Here is an 18,226-nt window from a genome sequence, read left to right as displayed (position 1 = left end):
CGGACGTGTCCGTTCCTGTCCGTCTCAACAGGATGTCACAGCGTGCGTCAGGTGGAGGCGTCGATCAACGTCTCGGCCGCACGACGGGCGTGGAGGGCCGCCTCGGGTGAGCCGGTGATCGCCGCCGTGGTCTGGGCTCCCTCAGCGAGGATCGCGAGTTGGGGCGCGAGTGATGGGGGCGCGCCGGCTTCGGCGACGAGGTCGGCCACGTAGGCCTGGAAGGAGGCCTTGTGCTCGCGGGTGATCGTCGCGATGGCCGGCGAGACACCGCCGAGTTCGCCGAAGGTGTTGATGAAGCCGCAGCCGCGGAACGAGTCCTCGCTGAACCAGCCGGCCAGGTAGTCGTAGACGGCGAGGATGCGGTCGCGCGGGGTGTCGGCATCGTCGACGAGGGCGCTCACGCCCGTGGTCCACAGGCGGTGCCGGTGGTCCATCACGGCGAGGACGATGTCCTCCTTGCTCGGGAACTCGGCGTACAGACGCTTGAGGGAGACGCCGGCCGCGGCGCGCAACTCGTCCATTCCCACTGCCTGGATGCCCTTGGCGTAGTAGAGGCGGTCGGCCGCGTCGACGATGGTGTCGCGGACGAGCGCGGGCGCGGCGGCGGCGGTCGGGCGGGCCGCGGTCGTCGGCTGTTCGGTCGTCATCCCCTCAGTGTACTTGCATTGAGAACGATCGTTCCCTATGCTGGTGTCCATCGAAGAGAACGAGCGTTCTCATTCGGGGCGCGGGACCGGGCGATCAGCTCGGGCGCCGAGACGAAAGGAATCGAACCATGTCGTTCATCACCGTCGGAACCGAGAACAGCACCTCTGTGGAGCTCTACGTCGAAGACCACGGCACCGGTCAGCCGGTCGTCCTCATCCACGGCTATCCGCTCGACGGCTCCTCGTGGGAGAAGCAGACCGCCGCGCTCCTCGACGCCGGCTACCGCGTCATCACCTACGACCGTCGCGGCTTCGGCAAGTCCTCGAGGCCCACCGTCGGCTACGACTACGACACCTTCGCGGCCGACCTCAAGGCCGTCGTCGACGGACTCGAGCTGCAGGACGCCGTCCTCGTCGGCTTCTCGATGGGCACCGGCGAGGTCGGCCGCTACCTCGGCACCTACGGCTCCGAGCGCATCGCCAAGGCCGTGTTCCTCGGCTCGCTCGAGCCCTACCTCCTGCAGACCGACGACAACCCGACCGGCGTTCCGCAGGACGTGTTCGACGGGCTCCTCGCGGCTGCGACCGACGACCGCTACGCGTTCTTCACGAGCTTCTTCGAGAACTTCTTCAACACCGACGAGAACCTCGGCTCCCGTCTGAGCGAGGAGGCGCTGCGGGCGAACACCCAGCTCGCGTACAACGCCTCGCCGTTCGCCTCGCTCGCCGCGCAGCCCACCTGGCTGACGGACTTCCGCGCCGACGTCGCGAAGATCGATGTGCCCTCGCTGATCGTGCACGGCACGGGCGACCGCGTCCTCCCGATCGACTCGACCGGCCGCGTGTTCGCGAAGGCGCTGCCGTCGGCCGAGTACGTCGAGATCGAGGGTGCGCCGCACGGCATGCTGTGGACGCACTACCGCGAGGTCAACGAGCAGCTGCTCGCCTTCCTCGCGAAGTAGTGGCACCTCGACAGGCTCGGTGACCGGATCCCGGTCCCGGGCCTGTCGGTCCCTGAGCTTGTCGAAGGGCTGCCCGGTCCCTGAGCCTGTCGAAGGGCGGGGCTCCTTCGTGGGCACTTCGACAAGCTCAGTGACCGGGTTCGGCTCAGTGACCAGGTTCGGCTCGGTCGCGGAACCCCGGTCCCTGAGCCTGTCGAAGGGCGGAGTTCTTTCGTGGGCACTTCGACAAGCTCAGTGACCGATGCTCTTCAGTGACCGGAAGTTGGTCCCTGAGCCTGTCGAAGGGCGCCTACGCGCCCCAGCCGGCCTGCGTCCCGCCGACGCGCTCCTCCGCGATCCGCTGCTGGTAGCCCGAGGCGAGATAGGCGGCGAACGGGTCCGCCGGCAGCCCGCGGCTCTCGCGCCACGCGGCGAGCGGGCCGCGGACGTCGGTGTAGAACGCGTCCATGAGGATCCCGTTCGCACCGAGGACGTCGCCGGCCTCCTGCGCCGTGGTCAGGGCGTCGCGGTCGACGAGCAGCGCGCGGGCCGTCATCTCCTGCACGTTCAGCACCGAGCGGATCTGGCCGGGGATCTTGTCCTCGACGTTGTGGCACTGGTCGAGCATGAACGCCACGGGGGAATCCTCGTCCAGACCGCCGCCGCGCACGACCTCGTAGAGGATGCGGAACAGCTGGAACGGGTCGGCCGCGCCGACGATGAGGTCGTCGTCGGCGTAGAACCGGGAGTTGAAGTCGAAGGAGCCGAGCTTCCCGAGGCGGAGCAGCTGCGCGACGATGAACTCGATGTTCGTACCGGGCGCGTGGTGTCCGGTGTCGAGGCAGACGAGCGCCTGGTCACCCAGCTCGACGACCTGGGCGTAGGACGTTCCCCAGTCGGGGACGTCGGTGTGGTAGAACGCCGGCTCGAAGAACTTGTACTCGAGCACGAGGCGCTGCTCGTCACCGAGTCGCGCGTAGATCTGCTGCAGCGAGTCGGCGAGGCGGTCCTGTCGGCCGCGGATGTCCTGCTGGCCCGGGTAGTTGCTGCCGTCCGCGAGCCAGATCTTGAGGTCCTGCGACCCCGTCGCGTGCATGACGTCGATGCAGGCGAAGTGGTGGTCGATGGCCTTCTGGCGGATCTTCGGGTCGCTGTGCGTCAGGCTGCCGAACTTGTAGTCCTCGTCCTGGAAGGTGTTCGAGTTGATGGTGCCGAGGGCGACGCCGTGGTCCTCGGCGTACGTGCGCAGGGCGCCGAAGTCGTCGACGAGGTCCCACGGGATGTGCAGGGCGACCTTCGGCGCGAGGGCGGTGAACTCGTGCACCTTCGCGGCGTCGGCGATCTTCTCCTCTGGCGTGCGCGGGGTGCCGGGCGTCGTGAACACCTTGAAGCGCGTGCCGGAGTTGCCGAACGCCCAGGAGGGGAGCTCGATGGCCTGCTTCTCGAGCAGGGGGGTGATGGTGTCGAAACGGGTCATGATCACTTCTCTGTGGGTGTTCCGGTGGTCGGTGTGCGCTGGCGGCGCCGGTTGCAGCCTATGTGAATCGTTTCATTAACGCTACTCCGGCAGGGCGGCGAGTTGGTCCTCGAGGTGGAAGACCTCGGTCAGCTGCAGGAAGCCCTGGTCGGGCGGAAGGTCGAGGTCGACGAAGAACTCGCCCATCTCGGCCTGCCAGCGGGCGTTCACCTCGGTCTCGGCCATGCCAGCCTGGGCCGCCTTGAGCGAGGGCGTCTCGAAGTACCCGATGAGCAGCCCGTCGTCTCGGACGAACAGCGAGTAGTTCCGCCAGCCGGTGCCGGCCAGGGCTCGCAGCATCTCGGGCCAGACGGCGGCATGACGCTCGCGGTACTCGGCGAGCCGTTCCGGCTTGACCTGCAGTTGGAAGCACACGCGGTGCAGGGGCTCGGTGCTCGTCATCGAGGCTGGCCTTTCGGTTCACGAGGAATCGCCATGAATCGATTCAGAGACGATCGCCCCAGGCTATCGGCGTCCCTCCGAGCGGTCAATCGGCGCGGTGCTCGGCGGATCGCCGTGGAGCGCCCATCCGGACGAGGTCTGGACAGACGGACCGTGGATGTATACGGTGTCCACATGACTCCCGACGATGGGCAGGCGGACTGGCCGACGACCGCGGGTCCGGCGGCGCCGGATCCGACCGCGTCGACCGACGATCCCGCGGTCGGCGCCTTCGACGCGACCGACCACCCGCACTGGCGTCGTGACGTCGCCGTCTTCCTCTCCGGCCAGACGGTCTCGTTGTTCGGCTCGATGCTCGTGCAGTACGCGATCATGTGGCACCTCACCCTCGAGACGAAGTCCGGGGTGGTGCTGGCGTTCGCTGCGGTCGCCGGATTCCTGCCGCAGGCCGTCGTGTCCATCTTCGGCGGCGTCTGGGCCGACCGGATGAACCGCAAGCTGCTGATCATCGTCGCCGACGGCTCCATCGCGATCACGACGCTCGCTCTCGCGATCTTCCTCATCACCGGCGCCGCCGACCTCTGGCTCATCTTCCTCACGCTCGCGATCCGTTCGGTCGGCGCCGGCATCCAGATGCCGGCCGTGTCCGCGCTCATCCCGCAGATCACGCCGACCGACAAGCTCATGCGCGTCAACGGCATCAACGGTTCCATCCAGTCGGCGATGATGCTCGTCGCCCCCGCGGCCGCCGGCGCGCTGTACGCGAGCGCATCGCTCGTCGCGATCTTCTTCGTCGACGTCGTCACAGCGGCCATCGGGATCGGCCTGCTGCTCCTCGTCCCGGTGCGGACGCTCGTCCGGAGCGGCGAACGTCCCGGCTACTTCGCCGACCTCACCGAGGGCGTCCGATACGTGTGGCGTCACGGGTTCGTGCGGTGGCTGCTGATCCTCTTCGCGATCGTGTTCCTGCTGATCGTCGCCCCGTCCTACCTGACGCCGCTCATGATCGCGCGGACGTTCGGCGACGAGGTGTGGATGCTCACCGTGAACGAACTCGCGTTCAGCGTCGGCATGGTCGCCGGGGGCGCGATCATCGCGATCTGGGGTGGCACGAAGAACCGGGTGCTGCTGCTCGTCGGGTCGTCGGTCGTGTTCGGGGTGCTCTCGATCGGCCTGGGGCTGTCGACGAACCTCTGGGTGTTCTTCGGCTTCATGCTCCTGCTCGGCCTCGCGGTGCCGTTCTTCTCGACGACCTCCATGACGCTGCTGCAGGAACGCGTCGAACCGGAGCGTCAGGGCCGCGTGTTCGGCTTCGTCGGCATCGTCATGGCGGTGTCGATGCCGCTCGGGATGATCGTCTTCGGACCGCTCGCCGACGTGGTCTCGGTGGAGCTGCTCCTCGTGGTGGCGGGCGTGCTCACCTTCGTCGTCCTGGCGGTCGCCGTGCTCGTGCCGTCCGGTCTTCGCGCCATGGCGGAGGTGTCGAAGCCGGTGTGACCGGCGTGACCGGAGTCGATCAGGGGAGCTGCGCCGCGTAGCCCTCGCGGTAGGTGGGGTAGCGGTAGGAGAACCCGCTGTCGCGGAGCGCGTCGGCGACGATGCGCTTGCCACGACGCGACTCCTCAGGCGTACGACCGGCGTCGTCGAGGACCGGTGGGGCGACGCCGAGGCGCTCGGCGATGAAGTCTGCCGCCGTCGACAGGAGGACCGGCTCCTCGTCGATGCCCGCCACCACCGGAGGCAGGGCGGTCGCCGGCAGATCGAGCAGGTGCAGGATCACGGCCGCGGCGTCGTCGCGATGGATGCGGTTGGTCCATCCGGACGGCCTGGTCACGCGCCCGTCGCGGACCTGGTCGACGAACATCGTCGACGTCGGCCCGTAGAGACCGCCGAACCGGATGAGACTCGCCTCCGGCACGGCGGCGCTGACGGCCTCCTCGGCGGCGACCAGGGCCCGTGCGGTCCCGGTCGTCGGGACGGCGGGCGTGGTGTCGTCGATGCGCTCGCCGCCGTCCTCGCCCCAGACGGCGGTCGACGAGACGAAGAGGATCCGCGGTGGGATGCCGGGGAGCTCGGCGACGGCGGCCAGCAGATGCGCGACCCCGTCGCGGTAGAGGCCGTCGTAGGCCTCGACGGACCGCTGGTGCGGAGCGAGGGCGACCACGATCGCGGCCGTGTCCGTCGGGAGCTCGGGGCTCATGGTGGTGAGGTCGCAGAGCTGGAGGGTGAAGCGCCCCGGGGCGTTCTCGACGACCGGGGTCGGGGTCGTCGGGGCCGTGCGCTTCACGCCGACCACGTCCTCACCGCGGGCCACGAGTCTCCCGGCGACGTCCGAGCCGAGCTGTCCGAGTCCCACGATCACGATGGTCATCGCCCAACCGTACCCGGCACCAGGAGGGAGAATGGTGGGATGGGTGCTGCCGGGGAGTTCATCGACGCCGCGCTCCGGTACGAGGGCGACGGCTATCGTGCAGCAGACGTCGTCGAGCGGCTCGGCGGTGGGCTCGAGTCCTATGGATCGTCCGTCGGAGCGGTCCGAGGCACCGTGCGGGACGCCCTCCGGAAGTTCCGCGGGATGGAGCACGACGAGCTGACGGCCCTCGCATCCGAGCTCTGGTCGGTGCCGGTCTTCGAGCGTCGGCTCGCGACGGTCGTCCTCCTGCAGGCGAGCGTCGCCGTCCTCAAGCACACGGATCTCACGCGCATCGAGGGCTTCGTGCGCAGCGGTCGTCACGCCGAGCTGGCCGATCCGCTCGCGACCGACGTCATCGGCCCTCTGCTCGACCACCTCGACGGGACGGCGCGGGCCAAGGCGGAGACCGTGCTCGACCGGTGGATGCAGGACGAGCCGTGGTTGCGACGGGCGGCGCTGCTCGCGCCGATCCGTGAGCTTGGTGCGGGTGGCGGGGACGTCGATCGCGCGGCCCGCCGACTGTCGGTCGCGCTCGACGGGCTCCAGCGGCCGGCGCCGATCGCGGTCGTGGAGCCCGCGGTGGAGCGGCTGCGCGCGGTGCTCTGAGGTGGTCGGTGCGTGAGCCCTCGACAGGCTCAGGGACCGGCGGCGGCTCAGGGACCGGGATCGGCTCAGGGACCGGCGTCGGCTCAGGGACCGGCGTCGCGTCACACCTGGCGGAAGTCGATCCCGAGGAGACTGGCCGCCGCGCGGTAGTCGGCCGCCCGATGCCCGAGCGACAGCGACCAGTGGTGGCCGATGCCGGTCGCGCTCCACTCGTCGACCCAGACGCCGGGGTCCCGACCGAAGTCGACGCGGCTCGTCGTGTTGCCGATCGCGAGGAGCGGGCCTGGCACGACCGTCCCCTCCGATGCGACGAACGCCAGCGAACCGTCGCGATCCTGGCCGAGCCCCAGGAGGGTCACCGGACCGTGGCGCACGTCGAACTCGACGCTCACGCCCCAGCCGCGCTTGCCGTGGTACACCCCGAGGCCGCGCAGCGACGGGTCGCGGGAGCTGACGGCGAGGTGCGCCGGTCCGTCATGGCCCATCTCGACGACCCCGTCGATGAAATCCAGCGCCTGGATCTCGCAGAACGAACCACCGGCCCCCACGACCTGGGTCGCCAGCTGCGCGACCGTCGTCCGCAGCTCGTACTCGCCGGTCGTCGGGACGCCGCGAGCGGTGAGCAACGAGGCGCCGAGGATCATGCCGGCACCCAGTCGCTCGTGCTGCTCGCCGTCGCGACCGCGGTGGTAGTAGGCGAGACTGTCGAGCGCGAACTCCTCGACGAGGCGGTCGAGGCCCACCGACACCTTGGCGCCCCACGCGAAGTCGTCCTCCACCACGGTGTCGTCGAGCGTGAAGACCTCACGGGCGAGGGCCATGCGGTCGGCCACCTGGGCGTCGGTGACCTCGTCGACGAGGACGCGGAGGTCGTCGAACTCGAGCACCTCCACGTGTGATCCGAAGGTGGTGGGGAGCAGGGTGAGGTCCGTGGAGACGTCGAGCATGCCGGGATAGACGTGACCCATGAGGCCGTGGCGCGCATGCCGGAGGGCGGCGCGGACATGGGCCGCCTGGATCCATCCGCCGATGCGCTCCCAGGCCGACTCCTGATGCAGCCACCCCGAGACCGAACGGAAGGGGATGCCCGCCCGGCGGAAGACGTTGCCGACCTCCGGCACCGGGCACTGCCCGCAGTAGGCCAGCCAGGCGCCGGTGTCGAAGCTCGCGTGGTCCATCCGCTCGGTCGGCTGCAGGTCGATGACGAGCACCGGGGTGCCGGTGCGCTGGGCGATGGGGAGGACCATCGACGAGGTCAGGTAGGTGGCGAGGAAGAGGACGATGAGGTCGCAGTCGCCCTGGCGGAGGCGCTCGGCGGCGACCTCGCCCTCCTGGGCGTCGGAGATGAACCCGACGTCGACGACCTCGGCGTCCATGCCTTGGAAGCGCTCGGAGACGACGCGGGCCGACGCCTGCAGCTGGGGGAGGAGGTCGGGGAACTGTGGCCAGTACGTCCCGAGTCCGCCGGCGACGAGACCGACGCGCGGCTTGCGGCGTGCCTTCGGGGCGAGGAGTGGGTGTGCGGCGGGGGTGTGGGTCATCGGTGATCCTGTTCGTCCGGCGGCGGTGCCGTTTAATCGATTCAATCCGTGATCCGACTGTAGCGGCAACCACCTTGCCGCGTCGAGGATCAGGAAGCGGGGATCGAGTCGCGCGAGGTCGCCGGCGCGGATTCGCGCACGACGATGCGCGGTTCGAGGGTGCGCGCCACATGCGTGTGCGAGGAGCGATCGGTGCCGAGTTCGGCCAGCAGGATCTCCACGGCGACGCGTCCGAGCTCGTCCTTCGGCTGCTCGACCGTGGTGAGCGGCACCCGGCCGTCGGCCGCGAGCGGCAGGTCGCCGTAGCCGACCACCGATACGTCGCCCGGTACGTCGCGACCGCCGTCGTTCAGCCCGCGGATGACCCCGAGGGCGAGCTGGTCGTTCGTGCAGAAGACCCCGGCGGCGTCCGGTGTGCGTGCCGCGATGTCTCGGCCGGCCTCGCGACCCGCATCCACCGTCATCTCCCGGGCCGTGACCTCCACCAGCTCGTCGGGATCGATCCCCGCCGCGATGAAGGCGTTCCGCGCTCCCTCGCGTCGGTCCTCGCACTGGGGGATCGCGCGGTCACCGTTCACGAGCACGATCGGTCCTCGTCCGCCGGTCGTCGCCAACAGATGCGCCACCGCCAGCTCACCGCCGCGCACGTCGTCGATGGCCACGGAGCACCCGGTACCCTCGGGCGCGGTGCGGTCCATGAGCACGAGGCGGCTGCCGACCCGACGCAGCTGGGCGAGGCGCGAGGCGTCGGCCGTCAACGGAGCGACCAAGGCGCCGGCCGCCCGGTGCTCGGCGAGCATCTCGAAGTGCTGCAGCTCGAGGTCCGGGTCGTCGTGGCTGACGCAGAGGGCGACCGTGTACCCGCGCTCGGCGGCCGCCTCGGTCACGCCGCGGGTGATCGCCGAGTAGAAGGGGTTCACGATGTCGGGGATCACGAGGCCGATGAGCCGGTTCGTGCCCTGCCGGAGCGTCGCCGCAGCGCGGTTGGGCACGAAGTCGAGTTCGGCGATCGCCGCGAGCACCCGTTCACGCGTGGCCGGGGCGACGATCTCGGGGCGGTTGAGCGTGTTCGAGACGGTCGCGTTCGACACCCCGGCGAGTCTGGCGACGGCGGCGAACCCGATGTCGTGCTTCGCCATGTCCGTCCTCCCGGTTCCCTCCACGAGCGTACCCGTCCACAACTCAGGACGGCCGCGGCGTGTCGACGCGACAGCCGGTCCGGCGGACGCGACACGCGGGGTCGGTCCTGAGTTGTGGACGGTGCGGCCCGCCGATGGCGACCCGCGAACCGCGAGGGCCTACGGCAGGGTGTGACCGGCCGCGGTGAACAGGCGGTACCACTCCTGGCGCGACAGCGTCACGTCGGAACCCGCTGCCGCCTCCTCCACGCGCGACGGCTTCGTGGTGCCGAGCACCACCTGGATGTTCGCAGGGTGGCGGGTGATCCACGCCGTGGCGATCCCCGTCGGCGTGACGTCGTGCGTCGCCGCCAGCTCGTCGAGAACGTCGTTGAGCTCCGCGTAGTGCTCGCGGTCGCCGAGGAAGACACCGGTGAAGAAGCCGGCCTGGAACGGCGACCACGCCTGCAGGGTCATGCCGGTGAGGCGGCTGTAGTCGAGGATGCCGTTGTCGCGGTCGATCGACTGGTCGAGGCCCGCCATGTTCGTGGCGATACCCGACGCGATGATCGGCGCGTGCGTGATGCTCAGCTGCACCTGGTTCGCGATGAGCGGCTGCTCGACCGAGGCCTTGAGGAGCTCGACCTGCGCCGGCGTGTGGTTCGAGACACCGAAGTTCCGGACCTTGCCCGACGCCTGCAGGGTGTCGAACGCGGACGCGACCTCCTCGGGCTCGACGAGGGTGTCGGGCCGGTGAAGGAGCAGGAGGTCGAGGTAGTCGGTCTTGAGCGCGGCCAGCGACTCGTCGACCGTGCGGAGGATGTGCTCCTCGGAGAAGTCGAAGAAGCCCGGGCGGATGCCGACCTTCGACTGGATGACCACTTGCTCGCGCTCGGCGGCGGTGAGGGTGACGGCGTCGCCGAACCGGCGCTCGCAGCCGTGGCGCTCCGAGCCGTAGATGTCGGCGTGGTCGAAGACGGTCACGCCGGCGTCGCGTGCGGTGTGGAAGAGGGTGCGGATGGCCTCGTCGTCGAGGGGTTCGATGCGCATGAGGCCGAGGACGATGCTGGATGCGGTCAGGTCGGTCTGGGGCAGGGGGATGGTCTTCATCGTCCCATCCTGGCCGAACGCACCGACAGCCTGCCTAGGATTGACGCATGTTCGTGTTGTCGTTGTTGCTCATCGTCCTCACGATCGTCGCGCTCATCGACGTGGTCGGCCAGCCGGAACCCGTCGTCCGCAACCTGCCCAAGATCGTCTGGGTCCTGCTCATCGTCTTCATCCCCCTCATCGGCGTCGGCCTGTGGTTCCTCCTCGGCAAGGACTGGTCGAACAGTCGCATCAAGCTGCCCGAACGCCGGGGTCGGAAGCAGCCGCGGACGTCCGGTTCGTGGGGCCCCGGCCGGTCGTCCTCCATGCCCACGACGCCGTCGCCGTCGCAGCCCGACCGCGCCGTCAGCAGCACGGAGGAGCAGCTCGCCGCCCTCGAACGCGAGATCCAGGCGGCCGAGGACGCCGAGCGCATCCGCAAGCTCGAACTCGAGATGCAGCGATCCGATCCTCCCGCCGACGACCAGCCGCGCTGACGACCCATTGCCCGAACGACCCACTGCCCTAACTCAGGACGCAGTCGGCGTGTCGGCGGTGGCGCGGGCCCCGGTGAGGCGACACGCCCAGCCGCTCCTGAGTTAGGGCAGTGGTGGTGGTTCGTGTGGTGGTGCGTCGACGCGGGTGACTCCTAGAAGTCGTAGTCGTCGATGTTGTCCGCGGTGAAGGTGGTCGGCGGCCCGACGATGACGGTGCCGTCGGCGCCGACCTCGCGCTCGCCCAGGTCGCCGGCTTCGAAGGTGTCGCCCTCCTTGCCCGTGATGGTGCCCTCAGCGAGTGCCTTGCCGGCGTACGCGGCGACGTAGCCGAGCTGTGCCGGGTCCCACAGCGCGAACGCGGTGACGGTGCCGTCCTTCACGAACGGACGCATCTCGTTCGGCAGACCGAGGCCCGTCAGTGCGACCTTGCCCTTGTACTCCGAGGTGGAGAGGTAGCGGGCGGTCGCGGCGATGCCGACCGTCGTGGGCGAGATGATGCCCTTCAGGTTCGGGTGCGCCTGCAGCAGCCCCTGGGCCTCCTGAAAGGACTTCGTGTCGTCGTCGTCGCCGTAGACCTTGGCGACGAGCTTGATGTCCTTGTACTCGGGGTTCGACTTGAGCTCCTCCTCCATGAAGGCGATCCACTCGTTCTGGTTCGTCGCGTTCGCGGTGGCCGAGAGGATCGCGATCTCGCCGGATCCGCCGATCTGCTCAGCGATGAGCTTCGTCTGGATCAGCGCGACGTCCTTGGCGACGACCTGCGAGATGAAGACGTCGCGGCAGTCCTTGCTGGTGTCGGAGTCGAACGCGACGATCTTCGCGCCGCCCTCGCGAGCCTCCTTGAGGGCGGGGCAGACGGCGTCGGGGTCGTTCGCCGCGATGACGATGACGTTCGTGCCGGCCTGGGTCTCCGCGTTGATGAAGGACACCTGGCTGGACGCGCTCGCCTCGAGCGGGCCGACGACCTCGGTGGCCGAAAAGCCGGCCGCCTTCGCGCCGTCCTCACCGCCGCCGAGCACGACGTCCGTATACGGGTTGTTGAGCTGCTTCGGGATGAACGTGATGCTCTCGGCTCCGCCTGCGCCACCACCGGAGCCGGCGGAGTCGCCTGTGGCGCACCCCGTCGCGATGAGGGCGAGTGATGCTGCTGCGGCGATGAGGGCCGCTGCTCGACGGGCCGGACGGCCTGTCGCATGGTTTCGAATCGACTGCATTGTCTGTTCCTTTCAGGATACGCCTGGTGCTGTGGCGTGGGATCGCCCGGGTGCGCGCTGATCGGGGATCAGCGCTGGGGCAGGCTGCGTCGGATTCGTCGGTGGTGGTTCCACTGCTTGACGGATTCGAAGATACTGGGGCCGACCACCGAGGCGATCAGCAGGGTGCCGGTGACGATGATGAGCACGACGTCGGAGACGCGACCGAGTCGGAGCGCGTAGTTGATCGTCCCGATGAGGAGGACGCCGGCGACGACCCCGGGGATCGATCCCTTGCCGCCGAAGATGGAGACGCCGCCGAGGAGGACCGCCGCGATGACGGCGAGTTCGAGGCCGGAGGCGTTGTCGCTCCTAGCGCTGGAGTAGCGCAGCGTCCAGAAGATCCCGGCGAGGGCCGAGACACCACCGGTCGCGACGTACAGCCAGAACTTCGAGCGGGCCACCTTGATGCCGACGAAGCTCGCCGCCTCCGAGCTGAAGCCGAGGGCGTAGAGGCCGCGGCCGAACGGCGTGAGGTGCAGGACCACGCCGAAGACGAGGACGACGACGAGTACGCCGACCATCACGACCGGGATGCCGGTGGAGCCGATCTTCGAGGTGAAGAACGCGGTGAGTTCCGCGGGGAAGTTCGCGACGGCGTTGTCGCCGATGACGACGAGCGCGAGCCCGCGGAACAGGGCGAGGGTACCGATGGTCACGGCCAGCGAGGGGAGCCCGACCACCGCGATGAGGAAGCCGTTGAACGCCCCGGCGACGACGCCGACGAGCAGGCCGACGAGGAGGACCACGCCGATGTCCATCCCGCCGCCGGCCCACAGCACGCCGATGACGGCGCTGGTGAGGCCGGCGGTGCTGGCGACGGACAGGTCGATCTCGCCGGTGATGATCACGAGCGTCATCGGCATGGCGATGAGGAGGATCGGGATGACGTCGAGGAGGAGGAAGCCGACGGTGACGGGCGAGGCGAAGCGCGGGATGAGGAGGCACGCCCCGATCACGACCACGAGCAGGGCGTAGATCATGATCGCGTCGCGACCGAGCAGGATGCGGGAGAGCCCCGTGCGACCCTTCGGCTCGGCGACGAGCACGCCGGTGGTGTCGGTGCCGAGCGGGCCGGAACCCTTCGTGAACGGCGCCTTCGCCGGTGCCGGGGTCTTCAGATCAGACATCGCGTGCCTCGCTCATTCGCAGTTTCTTGGCCGTACGGAGGCTGGCGACACGATCGATGATGATCGCGGCCAGGATGAGGACGCCAACGATCGCCTGCTGCCAGAACTTGTCGACGCGCAGAGCGGTCAGGGCGCTGGTGATCGTGGTGAGGAGGATCGCGCCGATCGCGGCTCCGGCGACCGAGCCGCTGCCGCCGAAGATGGCGACGCCGCCGACCACCGCTGCGGCCACGACGTCGAGTTCCATACCGGACCCCGTGGTCGCACCGACCGAATTGAAGCGGGAGGCGTAGAGCACCCCGGCGAGCCCGGCGAGCACCCCGTTGGCGAGGAAGGCGAGGAACACCCGGCGGCCGACGGGGATGCCGAAGAGCTTCGCGGCGTCGGGGTCGGACCCGATCGCGTACAGGTCGCGTCCCGAGCGGGCGCCGGCCATGAACACGGCGACGACCACGACGACCAGGATCGCGATGAGGGTGATGACGGGGAACCCGAGGACCGTGTCGACGGAGAGGTTGCCGAAGGCGTCCGGCCGGTCGTCGGCGAAGTACTGCGTGCCGCCGGCCCAGGCGTTGTTGAGGCCACGGTAGATGTACAGCGTGCCGAGCGTGATGACGAGCGCCGGCACCTTGGCGATCGTGACGAGCGCACCGTTGATCGCGCCGAGGACCGCACCGAGGAGCATCGCGATGAGGAACACGGCGATGATCGGCAGCTGCGGCATCGTCGCGAACATGGTGCCGGTCGCGAAGGCGACCAGTCCGAGGATCGATCCGACGGAGAGGTCGACGTTGCGGGTGATGATGACGAGCGCCTGGCCCACGGCGAGGATGATCATGATCGTCGCGTTGAGGAGGAGGTCCTTCACCCCCTGCGCCGAGAGGAACAGCGGGTTCGCGAGGTACGTGACGAGCACGAGGACGACGAGGGCGACCGTCACCGGCAGCTCCCGGAGCCGCACGATCGACGCGATGGGGTTCGTCGTGCGTTCGGTCGCGACCGTGACGGGGGTGCCGCCGGGTCCCGTGCCGCCGCCCGGCTTGGTGGTGGTGGTGTTCGTCATCGTGCGCCTTCCAGGGATCCGGTCGCCGCGTGCATCACGGTCTCCGGGGTCGCTTCTTCGCGGGTGAGCTCGGCGGTGATCCGGCCCTCGTGCATGACGAGCACGCGGTCGGCCATGCCGAGGACCTCGGGCAGTTCGGAGGAGATCATGAGGATCGCGATGCCGCGGCCCGCGAGTTCGGAGATGAGGCGGTGGACCTCGCTCTTCGTGCCGACGTCGATGCCGCGGGTCGGTTCGTCGACGATGAGGAAGCTGGGCTCGGTGGCGAGCCACTTCGCGAGCACAACCTTCTGCTGGTTGCCGCCGGAGAGGGTGGAGACCGCGTACTCCTGCGAGCCCGTCTTCACCTGGAGCCGGGTCGACCACTCCTCGGCGGCCAGTCGTTCGCGGCGCCCGGAGATGAGGCCGAAGCGGGCGAGCCGGTGGCGGAGGGTGAGGGTCGCATTGCGGGCGACGGAGAGGTCCATGACGAGGCCCTGCTTGCGGCGGTCCTCCGGGACGAAGCCCATCCCCGCCGTGATCGCGGCCTGCGGGTCTCCGGCCTTGACCGGTGCCCCGCCGAGCGTGACGCGGCCGGAGTCGTACGGGTCGATGCCGAAGACCGCGCGGGCGACCTCGGTGCGTCCGGCGCCGACGAGTCCGGCCAGAGCGACGATCTCGCCCGACCGCACGGTGAAGGAGATGTCGGAGAAGACGCCGGCCCGAGACAAGTGCTCGACGGTGAGGACCGCGTCGCCGATCTCCGCGTCCTGCTTGGGGAAGAGGGTGGCGATGTCCCGTCCGACCATCTGGCGGACGATCGCGTCGACGGTCGTCTCGGCCGTGACGTGCGTGGCGATGTAGCGGCCGTCGCGCATGACCGTGATGCGGTCGCACAGCGCGAAGACCTCCTCGAAGCGGTGGGAGATGAACAGGATGCCGGCGCCTGCGTCGCGCAGGGAGCGGGCGACCTGGAAGAGGCGGTCGACCTCGACACCCGAGAGGGCCGCGGTGGGCTCGTCCATGATGAGGACCTTGGCGTCGAGGGAGATGGCCTTCGCGATCTCGATGATCTGCTGGTCGGCGATCGACAGGCCCTCGGCCACGCGGTCGGGGTCGATCTGGACGCCGAGGCGGTCGAAGAGGGCCTTGGCGGCCTTCCGCATGGCGCTGGTGCTGATGAGGCCGAGGCTGTTCTTCGGCTGGCGGCCGATGAAGATGTTCTCCGCGACGGTGAGGTCGGGGAAGAGGGTCGGCTCCTGGTAGATGACGGAGACCCCGGCGGCCTTGCTGTCGGCGACGCCGCGGAAGGCGACCGGCTTGCCGGCGAGGGTGAAGTCTCCGGCGTCCGGCGTGTAGAGGCCGGCGAGGATCTTCACGAGCGTGGACTTGCCCGCGCCGTTCTCGCCGACGAGGGCGTGGATCTCTCCGGCTTCGACCTGGACGGTACCGTCGGCGAGCGCGACGACGGGTCCGAAGGTCTTGGCGGCTCCGATGAGGGAGAGCGCGGGCTGCGCTGAGCGCGCGGGGTGCGCTGGCGGGTCGATCGTCATTGAGGGTCCGTTCCTCCACGGTGAGGGGTTCGTTCCGGCCAGCGTCGTGAATCGATTCATGGTCGGGAGCACTGCACTGTACGGCTGGCTTCTCGCGGGCGGCAAGACGAACCGGCCGTTCCTGACAGGACCTTCAGAAACGGTGCCAGGGCCGTCTCGCCTAGGCTGTGGATGCTCGATGGCGAAGGAGGACGACCGTGCGGATCCTCGTGGTCGACGACGAACGCGAGATGGCGGCCCTCCTCTCCCGCGGCCTCGGTTCCGACGGACACGAGGTGACGACCGCGTTCGACGGTCCGAGCGCGCTGGCCCTGGCCAAGCAGGCGGTCGCGAACCCGGCGGCGGGTGGGGAGACGGGGTACCAGGTCGCCGTCGTCGACGTCATGCTCCCGGGGCGCTCCGGCTTCACCGTCTGCCGCGAGCTCAAGGACCTCGACCCGACGCTCGCCGTCATCCTGCTGACCGCCCGCGACGCCGTCGACGACCGGGTCCGCGGCCTCGACGCGGGAGCCGACGACTACATGATCAAACCGTTCGCGTTCGCCGAGCTCGCCGCCCGCATCCGGGCCGTCCGGCGACGCGACGCCCTCACCGCGCAGCCGCGCTTGGACGTCGGCGGCCTGACGCTCGACCTGCACCGCCATCGGGCACGCGTGGGGGAACGCGACGTGCCGCTCAGCGGGACCGAGTTCGACGTCCTGCGCGTCCTGGCGAGCGAGCCTGGCGTCGTGGTGTCCCGTGCGGCCATGCTGCGCGAGGTCTGGGAGACCTTCGACAACATCGACCCGAACGTCGTCGACCAGTACATCAGCCGGCTCCGGCGCAAGCTCGAGCTGGCCGAGGCGGGTGTCCGCATCGTGACGACGCGAGGCGTGGGGTTCTCCGTCGTCGCCGCGGAACGGTGAGCCGATGACGGGAGGGCCCGGCGGACGCGGGCGGGGCGGACGCGGACGGCACCACGGCATCCGCACCCGGATCGCGGGCGGCAGCCTCCTCATCGCGGTCGTCGTGTCGCTCTTCGCGGGCCTCGCGATCAACGCCCAGTTGGAACGCATCGTCCGCGACGGCACCGTCCAGGCGCTCCGCAGCGACGGCGCCCAATACGTGTTCGCGCTGCAGGCGAGGCCCGACGACCCGTTGCAGGGCCCTGGCCTCGGTACCCGGATCGCGGTGATCGCCCCCGACGGCTCGATCCCCGTCTTCAGCCTCCCGACGACCTTGGCGGGGCAGCTCCCCGCGCTCGCGGCGACCCGCGAGGTCACCATCGTCGACGCGGGCCGGGCCACGTATGTCCTGCTGTCGCAGCCCGTGACCGTCGGCGGCGACACCTGGTACGTCATCGCCGGGCGGGACGAGGCCGAGGAGACCACCGTGCTGGTCCAGATGCGGCTCCTGTTGGTCGGATCGTTCGCGCTGCTCGTCCTCGGCGTCGCGGCCGGGGGTTGGATCCTGACGACGGTGTCGCTCCGCCCGGTCACGCGGCTTCGGGTGAGTGCGCAGCGCCTGAGCGGTCGCTCGACCGCGGAGTTGCTCCCGGTGGGTCGGGCGGACGACGAGATCGCGCAGCTCGCGATCACCCTCAACGACCTCATCGAGCGGCTGCGGGCGTCCGCCGACCGCGAGCGACAACTCGTCTCCGACGCGAGCCACGAACTCCGGACGCCACTCGCGATCCTCCGGACGCAGCTGGAGCTCGCGCGACTCGAGGACTCCTCGCGGGAGCAGCTGCTCGCCGACATCGAGGGTGCCGAGCGCAGCGCCACCAGGCTGTCGGCGCTCGTCACCTCCCTGCTCGAACTCTCGCGCATCGAGGCCGATGCGCCGGTCGGGCGGTCGACGGCGGCCGCCCTCGACGCCGAGGCGCTCGAGGCGGTCGAGCGGGCCAGGTTCCGCGTCGCCTCGGACGAGGCCCTCGCCGGGGTGGAGGTCGAGGTGGTGAGTGTGCTCGCGGACCGTGGAGCGGATGCCGCGGCCACGTACGCCGTCCGCGCCGACGACTTCGGCCGCCTCGTCGACAACCTGCTGGGGAACGCCCTGCAGGCCTTCGCCGACCGCGAGCAGGGTGCGCGTCAGGTGTCGGTCGTGCTCGACGACGCCGACGGCCTGCTCACCCTGCGGGTGTCGGACACCGCGGGCGGACTCGATCCGGCCTTCGAACCACGGGCACTCGAGCGGTTCAGCCGTTCGGACGCGACGCGGTCCTTCGGGCACGGATCGGGACTCGGGCTGGCGATCGTCGCCGCCATCGCCCGCAACGCCGGGGGAGCGATCCAGCTGCTGAACCGTCCCGGTCACGGTCTGGAGGTCGTCGTCACCCTGCCCGTCGCCCCGGTCCTGCCGACCGATCCGGTGTGAGCACTTCCCGTTCTCAGGAGTCGGTCGGCGCGTCGGCCTCCGGTGGCCGCGCCGCGCCGAGGAACCCCTGAGGAAGGGACAGGGGTGGGCGTCGGCAGCGGGCTGGGCGGGCGTGCGCAGTCG

Annotated in this window: 17 protein-coding genes; 6 read left to right on the top strand and 11 right to left on the bottom strand. The window is 69.8% G+C overall.

From position 1 onward, the window contains the following. Window positions 1-47 precede the first annotated feature (47 nt). Window positions 48-647 carry a TetR/AcrR family transcriptional regulator gene (locus ITJ57_RS18040; RefSeq protein WP_194671362.1) on the bottom strand — a complete coding sequence of 200 codons (600 nt, stop codon included), beginning with the start codon at window positions 645-647 and terminating at the stop codon, window positions 48-50. A gap of 128 nt (window positions 648-775) precedes the next feature. On the opposite strand from ITJ57_RS18040, the gene ITJ57_RS18035 reads away from it, so the two are divergent. Next, window positions 776-1,609 (top strand): alpha/beta fold hydrolase, encoded by an 834-nt coding sequence (locus tag ITJ57_RS18035; protein ID WP_194671361.1) that lies wholly within the window; start codon window positions 776-778, stop codon window positions 1,607-1,609. A 289-nt stretch (window positions 1,610-1,898) separates the two neighbouring features. On the opposite strand, the gene rhaI is transcribed toward ITJ57_RS18035, so the two are convergent. Together rhaI and ITJ57_RS18025 are read right to left on the bottom strand one after the other, a co-directional pair. Next, window positions 1,899-3,065, bottom strand: coding sequence for an L-rhamnose isomerase (gene rhaI / locus ITJ57_RS18030; RefSeq protein WP_194671360.1), 1,167 nt, complete (start codon window positions 3,063-3,065; stop codon window positions 1,899-1,901). An 81-nt stretch (window positions 3,066-3,146) separates the two neighbouring features. After that, window positions 3,147-3,506 (bottom strand): L-rhamnose mutarotase, encoded by a 360-nt coding sequence (locus ITJ57_RS18025; RefSeq protein ID WP_228507334.1) that lies wholly within the window; start codon window positions 3,504-3,506, stop codon window positions 3,147-3,149. Window positions 3,507-3,680: 174 nt separating this feature from the next. Here ITJ57_RS18025 and ITJ57_RS18020 point away from each other — a divergent pair, with 174 nt between their 5' ends. Beyond that, complete coding sequence (locus tag ITJ57_RS18020) at window positions 3,681-5,003, top strand: MFS transporter (protein ID WP_194671359.1); 1,323 nt, start codon at window positions 3,681-3,683, stop codon at window positions 5,001-5,003. Between the two features lie 19 nt (window positions 5,004-5,022). On the opposite strand, the gene ITJ57_RS18015 is transcribed toward ITJ57_RS18020, so the two are convergent. After that, on the bottom strand, window positions 5,023-5,877 hold the full coding sequence (locus ITJ57_RS18015) for an NAD-dependent epimerase/dehydratase family protein (protein WP_194671358.1): 855 nt from the start codon (window positions 5,875-5,877) through the stop codon (window positions 5,023-5,025). 39 nt (window positions 5,878-5,916) lie between these two features. Between ITJ57_RS18015 and ITJ57_RS18010 the strand changes: the two genes are divergently transcribed. Then, window positions 5,917-6,525 (top strand): DNA alkylation repair protein, encoded by a 609-nt coding sequence (locus tag ITJ57_RS18010; protein WP_194671357.1) that lies wholly within the window; start codon window positions 5,917-5,919, stop codon window positions 6,523-6,525. A 101-nt stretch (window positions 6,526-6,626) separates the two neighbouring features. On the opposite strand, the gene ITJ57_RS18005 is transcribed toward ITJ57_RS18010, so the two are convergent. The 3 genes from ITJ57_RS18005 to ITJ57_RS17995 form a co-directional block, all read right to left on the bottom strand. Next, window positions 6,627-8,066: an L-fucose/L-arabinose isomerase family protein gene (locus tag ITJ57_RS18005; RefSeq protein ID WP_194671356.1), complete on the bottom strand. Its 1,440-nt coding sequence runs from the start codon at window positions 8,064-8,066 to the stop codon at window positions 6,627-6,629. A gap of 89 nt (window positions 8,067-8,155) precedes the next feature. Further along, window positions 8,156-9,205 carry a LacI family DNA-binding transcriptional regulator gene (locus ITJ57_RS18000; RefSeq protein WP_194671355.1) on the bottom strand — a complete coding sequence of 350 codons (1,050 nt, stop codon included), beginning with the start codon at window positions 9,203-9,205 and terminating at the stop codon, window positions 8,156-8,158. Window positions 9,206-9,364: 159 nt separating this feature from the next. Further along, complete coding sequence (locus ITJ57_RS17995) at window positions 9,365-10,294, bottom strand: aldo/keto reductase family oxidoreductase (RefSeq protein WP_194671354.1); 930 nt, start codon at window positions 10,292-10,294, stop codon at window positions 9,365-9,367. Window positions 10,295-10,341: 47 nt separating this feature from the next. Here ITJ57_RS17995 and ITJ57_RS17990 point away from each other — a divergent pair, with 47 nt between their 5' ends. Further along, window positions 10,342-10,770 (top strand): PLD nuclease N-terminal domain-containing protein, encoded by a 429-nt coding sequence (locus ITJ57_RS17990; protein WP_194671353.1) that lies wholly within the window; start codon window positions 10,342-10,344, stop codon window positions 10,768-10,770. 152 nt (window positions 10,771-10,922) lie between these two features. Here ITJ57_RS17990 and rhaS read toward each other — a convergent pair whose 3' ends face one another. The 4 genes from rhaS to ITJ57_RS17970 all read right to left on the bottom strand — a co-directional run bounded on the left by rhaS (window position 10,923) and on the right by ITJ57_RS17970 (window position 15,748). Further along, window positions 10,923-11,984 (bottom strand): rhamnose ABC transporter substrate-binding protein, encoded by a 1,062-nt coding sequence (gene rhaS, locus ITJ57_RS17985; RefSeq protein WP_194671352.1) that lies wholly within the window; start codon window positions 11,982-11,984, stop codon window positions 10,923-10,925. Window positions 11,985-12,052: 68 nt separating this feature from the next. After that, window positions 12,053-13,153, bottom strand: coding sequence for an ABC transporter permease (locus ITJ57_RS17980; RefSeq protein WP_194671351.1), 1,101 nt, complete (start codon window positions 13,151-13,153; stop codon window positions 12,053-12,055). Continuing rightward, window positions 13,146-14,216: an ABC transporter permease gene (locus tag ITJ57_RS17975; protein WP_194671350.1), complete on the bottom strand. Its 1,071-nt coding sequence runs from the start codon at window positions 14,214-14,216 to the stop codon at window positions 13,146-13,148. The genes ITJ57_RS17980 and ITJ57_RS17975 overlap by 8 nt, the downstream gene beginning before the upstream one ends. Further along, window positions 14,213-15,748: a sugar ABC transporter ATP-binding protein gene (locus ITJ57_RS17970; protein ID WP_194671349.1), complete on the bottom strand. Its 1,536-nt coding sequence runs from the start codon at window positions 15,746-15,748 to the stop codon at window positions 14,213-14,215. Before ITJ57_RS17970 ends, ITJ57_RS17975 begins: the two co-directional genes overlap by 4 nt. A gap of 197 nt (window positions 15,749-15,945) precedes the next feature. On the opposite strand from ITJ57_RS17970, the gene ITJ57_RS19900 reads away from it, so the two are divergent. Beyond that, entirely contained in the window at window positions 15,946-16,653 is a 708-nt protein-coding gene (locus tag ITJ57_RS19900; protein ID WP_194671348.1) for a response regulator transcription factor, read from the top strand. 4 nt (window positions 16,654-16,657) lie between these two features. Further along, entirely contained in the window at window positions 16,658-18,103 is a 1,446-nt protein-coding gene (locus ITJ57_RS17960; protein WP_194671347.1) for a HAMP domain-containing sensor histidine kinase, read from the top strand. Window positions 18,104-18,226: the final 123 nt, after the last annotated feature.

The organism is Plantibacter sp. VKM Ac-2880 (assembly GCF_015351235.1).
Lineage (GTDB): Bacteria > Actinomycetota > Actinomycetes > Actinomycetales > Microbacteriaceae > Plantibacter.
The sequence above is the reverse complement of the archived record's forward strand: the minus strand, read 5'-3'. Positions and strand labels throughout refer to the sequence as shown.